Source organism: Phenylobacterium sp., from assembly GCF_035539035.1.
Lineage (GTDB): Bacteria > Pseudomonadota > Alphaproteobacteria > Caulobacterales > Caulobacteraceae > Phenylobacterium.
This window is the reverse complement of record NZ_DATLJI010000016.1, coordinates 624,775-634,439: the sequence shown is the minus strand read 5'-3', so window position 1 is coordinate 634,439 and position 9,665 is coordinate 624,775. Positions and strand designations below refer to the sequence as shown.

General features: G+C 71.0%; 15 protein-coding genes. 9 read left to right on the top strand and 6 right to left on the bottom strand.

Annotation, left to right across the window (positions count from 1 at the left end):
- Positions 1–74: 74 nt before the first annotated feature.
- Together VM685_RS17080 and VM685_RS17075 are read right to left on the bottom strand one after the other, a co-directional pair.
- Complete coding sequence (locus VM685_RS17080; RefSeq protein WP_325461381.1) at positions 75–521, bottom strand: DUF411 domain-containing protein; 447 nt, start codon at positions 519–521, stop codon at positions 75–77.
- A gap of 72 nt (positions 522–593) precedes the next feature.
- Positions 594–1,184 carry a sigma-70 family RNA polymerase sigma factor gene (locus tag VM685_RS17075; protein WP_325461380.1) on the bottom strand — a complete coding sequence of 197 codons (591 nt, stop codon included), beginning with the start codon at positions 1,182–1,184 and terminating at the stop codon, positions 594–596.
- Between the two features lie 201 nt (positions 1,185–1,385).
- Here VM685_RS17075 and VM685_RS17070 point away from each other — a divergent pair, with 201 nt between their 5' ends.
- Positions 1,386–1,571, top strand: coding sequence for a hypothetical protein (locus tag VM685_RS17070; protein ID WP_325461379.1), 186 nt, complete (start codon positions 1,386–1,388; stop codon positions 1,569–1,571).
- A gap of 7 nt (positions 1,572–1,578) precedes the next feature.
- Here VM685_RS17070 and VM685_RS17065 read toward each other — a convergent pair whose 3' ends face one another.
- From VM685_RS17065 to VM685_RS17055, 3 genes are all read right to left on the bottom strand, one after another.
- On the bottom strand, positions 1,579–1,779 hold the full coding sequence (locus VM685_RS17065) for a hypothetical protein (protein ID WP_325461378.1): 201 nt from the start codon (positions 1,777–1,779) through the stop codon (positions 1,579–1,581).
- Positions 1,780–1,842: 63 nt separating this feature from the next.
- Positions 1,843–2,034 carry a hypothetical protein gene (locus VM685_RS17060; protein ID WP_325461377.1) on the bottom strand — a complete coding sequence of 64 codons (192 nt, stop codon included), beginning with the start codon at positions 2,032–2,034 and terminating at the stop codon, positions 1,843–1,845.
- Positions 2,035–2,038: 4 nt separating this feature from the next.
- Positions 2,039–2,257 carry a hypothetical protein gene (locus VM685_RS17055; RefSeq protein WP_325461376.1) on the bottom strand — a complete coding sequence of 73 codons (219 nt, stop codon included), beginning with the start codon at positions 2,255–2,257 and terminating at the stop codon, positions 2,039–2,041.
- 100 nt (positions 2,258–2,357) lie between these two features.
- Between VM685_RS17055 and VM685_RS17050 the strand changes: the two genes are divergently transcribed.
- From VM685_RS17050 to VM685_RS17040, 3 genes are all read left to right on the top strand, one after another.
- The gene (locus VM685_RS17050) at positions 2,358–2,831 is read left to right on the top strand and encodes a hypothetical protein (RefSeq protein WP_325461375.1); all 474 of its coding nucleotides are present in this window, start codon (positions 2,358–2,360) and stop codon (positions 2,829–2,831) included.
- Complete coding sequence (locus tag VM685_RS17045) at positions 2,828–4,183, top strand: hypothetical protein (protein ID WP_325461374.1); 1,356 nt, start codon at positions 2,828–2,830, stop codon at positions 4,181–4,183. Before VM685_RS17050 ends, VM685_RS17045 begins: the two co-directional genes overlap by 4 nt.
- 132 nt (positions 4,184–4,315) lie before the next feature.
- Complete coding sequence (locus tag VM685_RS17040) at positions 4,316–5,683, top strand: sensor histidine kinase (RefSeq protein WP_325461373.1); 1,368 nt, start codon at positions 4,316–4,318, stop codon at positions 5,681–5,683.
- Here the strand turns inward: VM685_RS17040 and VM685_RS17035 are convergent.
- Positions 5,680–5,850 (bottom strand): hypothetical protein, encoded by a 171-nt coding sequence (locus tag VM685_RS17035; protein WP_325461372.1) that lies wholly within the window; start codon positions 5,848–5,850, stop codon positions 5,680–5,682. The genes VM685_RS17040 and VM685_RS17035 overlap by 4 nt on opposite strands.
- A 101-nt stretch (positions 5,851–5,951) precedes the next feature.
- Between VM685_RS17035 and VM685_RS17030 the strand changes: the two genes are divergently transcribed.
- The 5 genes from VM685_RS17030 (at position 5,952) to VM685_RS17010 (ending at position 9,604) form a co-directional block, all read left to right on the top strand.
- Positions 5,952–6,215: a GlsB/YeaQ/YmgE family stress response membrane protein gene (locus VM685_RS17030; RefSeq protein WP_325461371.1), complete on the top strand. Its 264-nt coding sequence runs from the start codon at positions 5,952–5,954 to the stop codon at positions 6,213–6,215.
- A 191-nt stretch (positions 6,216–6,406) separates the two neighbouring features.
- The gene (locus VM685_RS17025) at positions 6,407–7,480 is read left to right on the top strand and encodes a hypothetical protein (RefSeq protein ID WP_325461370.1); all 1,074 of its coding nucleotides are present in this window, start codon (positions 6,407–6,409) and stop codon (positions 7,478–7,480) included.
- Between the two features lie 189 nt (positions 7,481–7,669).
- Positions 7,670–8,338: a hypothetical protein gene (locus tag VM685_RS17020; protein WP_325461369.1), complete on the top strand. Its 669-nt coding sequence runs from the start codon at positions 7,670–7,672 to the stop codon at positions 8,336–8,338.
- Positions 8,339–8,347: 9 nt separating this feature from the next.
- On the top strand, positions 8,348–8,734 hold the full coding sequence (locus tag VM685_RS17015; RefSeq protein WP_325461368.1) for a phage holin family protein: 387 nt from the start codon (positions 8,348–8,350) through the stop codon (positions 8,732–8,734).
- Positions 8,735–9,604: a DUF3618 domain-containing protein gene (locus VM685_RS17010; RefSeq protein WP_325461367.1), complete on the top strand. Its 870-nt coding sequence runs from the start codon at positions 8,735–8,737 to the stop codon at positions 9,602–9,604.
- Positions 9,605–9,665: the final 61 nt, after the last annotated feature.

The window sequence follows — 9,665 nt, the reverse complement described above, 5'->3', positions numbered from 1 at the left end:
GCCGCCGGACTTGAACTGAAGTCACCGACACCCTCCGCCCCGCGGACGTGGGCGACAAGCGGAAAGGCGCAGCCTCAGGCGTGGCGGGCGAAGACCCGGGTCTTGCCGCCGGGCAGCAGCAGCAGGGTCTCATAGGCCTCCCGCTTGCCGTCCGGCCGCTCCATGCCCGGCGAGCCGAACGGCATGCCGGGGACGGTGAGCCCGAGCGCCTTGGGCTTCTCCTTGAGCAGCCGGGTGATGTCGGCGGGCGGGATGTGGCCGACGGCGACATAGCCCCCGATCTCGGAGACGTGGCAGGACGACAGCTCGTCCGGGACGCCGCGGCGGCGCCAGTAGGGGCTGACGTCATCGACCGTAACCACCTTCGGCTGGAAGCCGGCGCGCGCCATGGTGGCGATCCAGCCCTTGCAGCAGCCACAGGACGCCGTCTTGTAGACGGTGATGGCCGGGCCGGGCGCGGCGAGCGCCGGAGCGGCCGCGGCGGCGGCGCAGAAGGCCAGGAGGGCGCGGCGATGCAGCATGGGTCCACCTCGAACAATAAGCCGCCCCCATAGCACATCGCCGTGCGGCGAATTTGCGGTGGCGCAACCTGATCAGGCGGCGTTGCGGCCCCGACGCAGCCGGTCGAAGTCATCGACGATGGCCTCCAGCGGCGCTGCGGCGCTCTCCTGCGGTGTGGTGCGGCCCTCGAAGAGGATGGAGGTGAGCTCGTCGCGAGCGCGGCGCACCCGGCTCTTCACCGTGCCAACCGGACAGCCGGCGATCTGCGAGACCTCCTCGTAGCTCATGCCGCCGGCGCCCACGAGGATCAGGGCCTCGCGCTGGAAGTCCGGCAGCATGGCGAGCGCCCGGCGGACGTCCTCCAGCTCCACGGTCATCGAGGGGTCGTCGGGGGCCACCAGGGTACGCTCCATGGCCTCGGCGTCGTACTCGCCGCGCCAGCGCAGACGACGCTGGCCGGAGTAGAAGCGGTTGCGCAGGATGGTGGAGAGCCAGGCGCGGAGGTTGGTGCCCGGCTGGAACTGGTGGCGGCAGGAGAGCGCCTTCACCAGGGTTTCCTGGGCGAGGTCCTCGGCCTGGTCGGTGTCGTGGCACAGGGTGCGGGCGAAGGCCCGCATGAACGGCACGGCCTCCAGCAGCGCGGCCTCGAAGTCGTCGCGAACGCGATTCGGTCTCTGGCTCATCTGACCCCCCTTTCGGGGGGCGTAACGTCTCACGGCGGAGCTTGGTTCCTGGGTCGCGGATGTTCCCGTTTTGTGCTTGACTTCCGCGCGTTTTCAGGCATTATTCCGGCAGCATCCAGTCGTGCGTCCCGAGGCTTTGACCCGCGTCAAGGCGGTGGCTGCAAGCCGCGCCTAAGCCGGCAGCCTCTCCGGGAGGCCGTGGTGCGCGAATTCACCATCTATGCGCTCGATGAGAACGAGCAGGTGCGCGCGTCGCACGGCGTCGCGCTGCAGGACGGGGCGGCGGCGAAGGCGTTCGCCCGCGCCCTGCTGGCCGATCACGCGAAAGTCGAGGTCTGGAAAGGGCCGGTGCTGATGCTCCGGGCCGAGCGGAAAGCCGCGGCCTGAGACCTCGTCAGGCCTGGCCGGACCCCTGACCCGACGACTGCTGACGATCCTGGGCGATCTGGCCGCCGGCTTCGCTCTTGCCGCCCTTCACGTCGGCCTGCGGGGAAAGGTGGCCGTCCTTGGCGGCGCCGCCCTCGTGGAGGCGCTCGCCCCTGCGACCGCCCTGGTCCTGCGACTGCTGGTCGTGCTGCTGGCCTGAGGTGCTCATCCGGGGACTCCCTGGGTTTTGGCTCAGGGCCTCAACAGGCCCCGGCGGGCCCCGGTTCCGCGATCAGCCGGCCGGAACGGCGGGCTGCCGTCCGCGGTAGACGCGCACCGACTGCTGCCAGAGTTCGACCACGGCGGCGTGCGACAGCGCCGCCTCGGCGGCGGCCTTCGCCGCCTGGAGATCGGCGGCGCGGAGGTCCCGACCGAACAGGACCTCGCCCTGGGCGCTCAGGCCATAGAGCTTGTAGCTGAGCACGGCCTCAGCAGGCCGGCGGCGGCGCTTCCGCCCGCAGGCGGCGATGGGATTCCTCGAAAAGGAAGCGAGCCGTCTCGGCCAGGTCGGTCGGCAGGGCGGCCTGGCCCGTGCAGTCCGGGTGGGGACAGGGCAGGGCGGTGACCTCCGGCAGGGCGTGGAGGGGCGCCTCCACGGGGCGGCCGCAGTCCCGGCAGCAGACCTCGACGATCCAGTCGGACGACATCGTTCGCTCAACCCCTCGGTGTTCGCACGCAACCTGACCGGGCGGCGGTGAAGAATGGATGAAGCTGTGCGGTGAACGCCGCGCTAGCCAAGGAGCACACATGGACAATCCCCCCGCCGCGCCGGCCACCGATTACGATCCGGAGCTGGCCCGGCAGATCTGCGACCGGCTGGTTTCGGGCGAACTCTGGCGGGACATCCGCAAGACGGAGGGGATGCCCTCCGACGGCGACTACTGGGCCTGGCGGCGGGCGCGTCCGGCGTTCGAGGCGGCGGTGCGCGACGCCCTGCGGGCGGCGGCGGAGGCCCGCTTCGAGCAGGCGCTCGAGGTGGCGATGTCCTCGGCGTCCGACACCCTGCAGGCCGACAAGCTGAAGGTGTCCACCCTGCTGCACCACGCCGAGCGGATGGACCCCGAGCGCTTCGGGCCGCCGAGCGCCCGCCGAAAGGAGGGGCCGGGCGACGCCGGCGGCCATATCCAGACCCTGGTGGTCCGCCATTTCGAGCGCGCCCTCACCGAGGATGGCGCTTCCTACATCCGCGCCATCGACAGCATCCAGCAGGTCGAGCGATGACGGCCGCGACGACGGGCGGCCCGGTCGTCAACATCTGCGATCGCTGGGTCCCGCGGGACTACCAGCAGGACCTCTGGGAGCACCTCATGAGGGGCGGCAAGCGGGCCGACGTGGTCGCCCACCGCCGCTGGGGCAAGGACGAGGTGGCCCTGAACTGGGCGGCCGCGGCGGCGACCCTGAAACAGGGCGTCTACTGGCACCTGCTCCCGGAGGCGGCGCAGGCGCGCAAGGCGATCTGGGATGCGGTGAACCCCCATACGGGGCGGCGGCGCATCGACGAGGCGTTTCCGCGGCAAGCCCGCCATGGGCGCTGGGAGCGGGAGATGAAGATCGAGCTGACCAACGGCTCGGTGTGGCAGCTCGCGGGCTCCGACAACTACAACTCGCTGGTCGGGGCGCCGCCGGTGGGCGTGGTGTTCTCCGAGTGGGCGCTCTCCAAGCCGGACGCCTGGAGCTATGTGCGCCCGATCCTGGCGGAGAACGGCGGCTGGGCGCTGTTCCTCTGGACGCCGCGCGGCCCGGGTCACGCGACGCGGGCGTTCGAGAGCCGCCGCCAGCGTCCGGAGGAATGGTTCACCCTGCAGGCGCGGGCGGACCAGACCGGCGTGTTCACGCCCGAGCAACTGGCGCGCGAGCGGGCGGAGCTGATCGCCGAGCTGGGCTCGGAGGAGGAGGGGGAAGCGCGCTTCGCCTCGGAGTACCTGGTCGACTTCAACGCCGCCACGCCGGGCGCCTACTACGCGAGCCTGCTGGAGGCGGCGCGGCGGGAGGGCCGCATCGGCCGCGTGCCCTACGACCCCGCCCTGAAGGTCGACACGGCCTGGGATCTCGGCATCGACGACTACACCGCCATCTGGTTCTTCCAGCAGGTCGGCCGCGAAGTGCGGGCCATCGACTACTTCGAGACCTCGGGAGAGGGCCTCCAGGAGGTGGTCCGCAAGGCGATCGCGTCAAAGCCCTATGTCTACGGCACCCATCACCTGCCGCACGACGTAATGGTGCGCGAGCTCGGAGCGGCGGGCCGGAGCCGGTACGAGACCCTGTGGGGCCTCGGCGTGTCGCCGATCTCGGTGGGCGCGGCCATGGACCCGGAGGAGCGGATCAACGCCGGCCGGAGCCTGATCCCGATCACCTGGTTCGACGGCGAGAAGTGCGCCGTCGGGCTCGACCGGCTGCGGGCCTATCGCAAGCGCTGGAGCCGGGCCACGCGCAGCTACTCCGGGCCGCTCCATGACGCCGCGAGCCACGGGGCCGACGCGTTCGGTGAGTTCGCGGCCAACAGGTCCGGCGGCAGGGCGGCGAGCCGGCCGCGCCTGCGCGGATCGGGCGAGCCGCTGAGCTGGATGGGGTGAGGTCCGGTCGCGGCGAGGCGGGCGGCGGCCCCACGGCCGGGGGCGCCTGCGACGAACGGCTCCTGCCCGGCCACATTGCCAAGAGGCGCGCCTTGGTGTGAGGTCGCGCCTCTTTGCCGGAGTGAGCTTGGCGTGACCGGGTCCCAAGACGCCGTCGCCGACGCCTGGACGGACGTCGCCGGCGCCGCCCTGCTGAAGGCCATGTTCCAGGCCGCCGACGTCATGGCCGGCGTCTTCGAGCTGCTGGACGGCGACTACCGCTATGTCATCGCCAATGCCGCGACGGCGGCGTTCTACGGACTGCCGCCGGACGGGCTCAACGGCCGGAAAGGCCGTGAGCTGGGGCTGACCGAAGCGCAGGTCCGCCTGAGGCTGGCGACGCTCCGACGCTGCTGGGACACCGGGCGCACGCTCACCCGCGAATACCAGTTCGGCCTGCCGGGGGGGCGGCCGGGCTGGTTCCTCGGCACCTTCTCGCCGATCCCGGGCCCGACGCCGCGGGTCTCGTTCGTGCTGATCGACGTCACGGCGCGCCACGAGGCGCAACGGGATGCGGAGCGGCAGGGGGCGCGCCTGCAACTGGCCCTCAGCGCGGCGGGCCTCGGGTTGTGGGAGTTCGACCTGCAGCGCGACGTCATCAGCTGGGACCAGCGGACCCGCGAGCTGTTCGGCGTAGAGGCCGACGCGCCCATCGACTACGCGGCCTATGCCGCTCGCCTGCTGGAGGACGAGCGGCCGATGATGCGGGCCGCGTACGAAGGGGCCATCCGTGGCGAGAACGGCGGCCGCTATGTCACCGAGCATCGGACCACGGCGCGCGACGGTACGCAGCGATGGGTGCGCGGATCGGGCCAGGTGCTGTTCGGACAGGACGGCGTGGCGAGCCACGTGCTGGGCACCGTGCAGGACATCACCGAGGAGGTGCAGGCCCGGGACCGGCAGGCGCTGATGATGGCCGAGCTGAACCACCGGGTGAAGAACAACCTCGCGACCGTGCAGTCCATGGCCGCGCAGACGGCGCGCCACGCCACGGACCTGAAGGCCTTCACGGAGGATTTCGAGGGGAGGCTGGTGGCGCTGGCGCGCACCCACGACGTCCTCACCCATAACGCCTGGGTCGGGGCGGAGCTCTCGGTGCTGGTGGCGCGCGAGCTCGAAGCGTTCCGGGGACGGGTGCGCACGTCCGGCCCGGAGGTGCGGCTCACAGCCGGCCAGGCGCTCGCGGTCGGACTGATGCTGCACGAGCTGGCCACGAATGCGGCGAAGTACGGCGCGCTCACCACGACCGACGGGCGCATCGACGTGGCCTGGTCCCTGGTCAGGGGTGAACTGGCGCTGACCTGGACGGAGAGCGGCGGGCCGCTCGTCTCACCGCCCGTCCATGCGGGGTTCGGGACCCGGCTGATCGGCGGCCTGACGCGCAGCGACCTGCAGGGTCGGACCGAGACGGTCTGGCGGCCCGAGGGGCTGCAGTTCGAACTGAGAGCGCCGCTCGGCTAGACGCGGACGTCCACGAAGCGGCCGACGGCGGAGCCGGTGAGCTGACGCGGTGCAGACTTCGGCTGCTCGCGCTCGAGGGCCTTGGCGGCTTGCTCGTCGCGGTCGAGCATGACCGGCCGGACCGGAGGGACCGGGAAGAAGGTCACGGGCTGGACGTTCAGCGACATGGCAGAGACGATAGCCCCGCCCAGCTTAACTCCTCGTTACCGGATGCAACCGGCGAACGCCGCTCCGCATTTGAGGCGCCGGACACACGAGGAGAATTCAAATGAGTGGCGTAGGACTGATCATGGCGATCATCATCGGCATCCTGGCCGGTTGGATCGCCGAAAAGGTGATGCGGCGCAATCACGGCATCCTGATGAACCTGATCGTGGGCGTCGTCGGCGCGTTCCTGGGCTCGTTCATCGCGGGCATGCTGGACATCGAGTTCGGCGGCATCCTGGGCAGCCTCCTGGTAGCCACGGCCGGCGCCATCGTGCTTCTGTTCCTGCTCGGCCTGTTCACCGGCCGCAGGCGTGCGCTGCACTAGAACAATCTCCGCTTCTTAGAAGGAAGCGGAGCGATTGAGGTATACGGCGCGTTTACCATGAGTAGACGCGCCGATACCTTTTGGTAAACGGCGCGCCTTCGGGGAATAATTGACGCGATAACGATATTTGTTCGCGAACGCATAATCATAACAGCGGTATCTGACCTGCGACTTTTGAACGCGGGGCCCGCATGAACATCGGATCTCCCCAGGCGCAGGGCGCCCGGGACGCCGTCATTACAGCGATCGAGGCCCTCCGGGCCCGGTCACAAAAGCCGGAGAAGGCCCAGACGTCCGCTTCGGCGAAGCCCACGGCGGCGCCTGCCGCGCTCGTCCCGGCGAACAGCCCCCTCGCGCCGGCCACCGTCCAGGCGTTGCTCGCGGAGGCCGGGAAGGCCGCCGCCGCCGTGGTCGAACAGATCCGGGACAAGGCCGGCGAGGACGCAAAGCCCCCGCCGCCTCCTGTCCCGCAGCCGCCTGCCGCGCCCGCCGCGCAGGGGCAGGCCGCGAGGTCGTCCGGGGAAGAGCCGGGCAAGGACGGCAAGGACAGGTCGAACACCTTCGCCCCCTCTGCGCCGCCCAGCAACGACAACGACGATCCCGATGGCGAGCGGTTCCCCGGCGCGCTGCTCTCGCTGCTGCTGAAGGTCCAGGAGGCGGCCGGGGAGGCTGCGGCCCACGATCCCAAGAGCCCGCTCGGCGAAGTGTTCCACGCCCTGCTGCACCTGGGTCAGGGCCAGGGCGGTCACGGTCACGGTCACGGCCACGGTCATGGAAACGGCAGCGGCCACGGCCACGGGAACGGCAATGGCAACGGTCACGGCCATACCCCGCCGCCGCCGCCGCCTCCGCCGCCTCCTCCGCCTCCTCCGCCGCCTCCACCTCCGCCACCTCCGCCATCTCCGCCGCCGCCGCCGCCGCCGCCGCCTGCGCCGGCTCCGCCGCCGATCCCAAAGGCCGTGCGAGACCCGCCGAAGCTGCTGGAGTTCGTGCGGGAGCGGCTGCATGAGCGGCCGCAGCCGGTGTACCCGACCCTACCGTTCTCGAAGCGGCAGGCGGCTGCGGCGGCGCGTGCGACCGAGACCTTCCAGGTCGCACGCTCGAGCAACCTGCAGCTCACCGCCGCGCGCTCCGTCTACCGGAACGCCACGGCCCTGCCGCTCATCCAGATGGTTCAGCTGCAGAGCAGCCAGTTCCAGTCGAGCTTCTCGGCCTCGGCCTACCGGTCGCGGTTCTCGCTGCTCGGCGGCGGCCGCATCGTCTAGCACCCCACTACCGGCCGTCTCCCCTGGCCCCGTCGCGGACCCCCGCGGCGGGGCCTTTGCTTTTCCGGCCGCAGACGAAGCGAAAGCGTGGAACTTCGGCGGCGCGTCGCGGCTTGAACCGCCGATCGTGACCGGCAGCGCCAGCCGCCTGGCGCGGCGGTGACGAAACGACACGCTTCGGAGACGCAGATGACGAACATTGACCCGATGGGCGCGGGCCCCGTGGATGCTGGCGAGGGCTCGACGGGCTCCGCCAAGGAGAAGATGGGCCAGGCGACCCAGAAGATGCGCGACGAGGCCGCGCACTTCGCGAGCCAGGCGCAGCAGAAGGCGGCCGGCGAGATCGAACGCCGCAAGGCGACGGCGAGCCAGACGCTCGGCCAGTTCGCGACCGCGATCCGGAAGGCGGGCGACGAACTCGCCGAGGGCGACCAGTCGGTCGCGGGGCGGTTCGTCGGCCAGGCGGCCGACGGGCTGGAGAACTTCGCCCGCACGCTGTCGGAACGGCGGCCGGAAGAGCTGCTGGACAGCGTGCGCGACTTCAGCCGCCGCAATCCGACGGCGTTCGTGGCCGGGGCGGTGCTTGCCGGCCTGGCGATCGGCCGTTTCCTGCGCAGCTCCGAGCAGGCGCCGACGGTGGGCGAGAGCCGCAGCTTCGCGACGACCGAAAGCGCGGTGTTCACCGGCGTAGGCGAGGACGGCGGCGGCCTGGGCGCCCTGGAGACGCAGGTCTCCGGTGACATCGCCGGCGTGGCCGGCCCGACGGACACCTTCGGCTCGGATCTGAGCGATGGCGAAGGCGACGACGTCAACCCGGGCGGCGAGATCGACCGCTCGCGGTTCGGTCCGGGGGCCTAGCCCATGGACATGTCACCGCGTGACGACGCGCGCACCATACCCGAACTGGTCTCCGCCCTGACGGGCGACCTGGCCAACCTGGTGCGCAAGGAATCCGAACTCGTCCGGACCGAGGTGGGCGAGAAGCTCTCCCATGCCGGAAAGGCGGGCGGGAAGCTGGCCATGGGCGCAGTCCTGCTGCTCGGGGCCGTGATGGTGCTCCTGCAGGCGCTGGTGATCCTCCTGTCGAAGGTGATGGATCCCTTCTGGGCGTCGTTGATCGTCGGCGTTCTGGTGGGCGTCGGCGGGCTGCTGATCGTGAAGGCGGCCGTGGCGATGATGAAGCCCGAGAACATGGGACCCAACCGCGCCGCGCGGCAGCTGAAGCAGGACGCCCAGATCGTGAGGAAGACCTAGATGACGACGCAAAAGTCCGCCGCGGACGTGGAGCGCGAGGTCGAGGCCTCCCGTGAAGAGCTGGAGCGCACCGTCGAGGCGCTCAAGGACAAGATGACCCCTGGCGAGCTGTTCAACGAGGCCAGCCGCGCCATGGGCGGAGCCGGAAACAGGATGATGATGAAGGTAGTGGATCAGGCGAAGGAAAACCCAGTCCCGGTGGCGCTGATCGGGCTGGGCCTGGCGTGGCTCATGGCGAGCCAGTCCAAGAAGTCCCACGGCTACGCCGGCGCCTATGGCGCAGGGTACGGCGTGGACTACTACGACGACGCCAGCCATGGCGCGTCGGTGAAGGACAAGGTGACGGACAGGGCCCACGCCGTGGCCGACAAGGCTTCGGGCGTGGTCGCTTCGGCCAAGGACCGGCTGAGCCACACGGCGGCGGGCGCGCGCGAGCACACCCGCTCGGCGATGGACGGCGTGTCGTCGGCGGCCGGCCAGGTGCGCGAACGCGCAAGCCAGATGGGTCACCGGGTGAAGCAGCAGGCGACCGACACGTTCGAGTCCGAACCGCTGCTGCTCGGCGCGCTCGGCCTGGCGGTCGGCCTCGCGATCGGCGCGGCCCTGCCGGCGACGGCGGCCGAGAGCCGCTACATGGGTCCCGCCCGCGACAAGCTGATGGGCAAGGGCAAGGACCTCGCCCGCGACCAGATCGACACCGCCAAGGGTGTCGCCCAGGCGGCCTATGGCCGGGTGAAGGAGGAGCTGCAGCGGCCGGAAACCGAAGGTGACCTGCCGACCCGCGTGGGCGAAGCGGCCCGGGCGGGCGCCCAGGCTGTGCGGGAAGGCCTGCACGACCAGGCCGCAAACGGCGCCGGCACGACGCACTAGGGGTTGGCGACGGCCGGCAAGGTCCGGCCGTCGCTACCTTTGGTCGGACTTGCCGGATTCA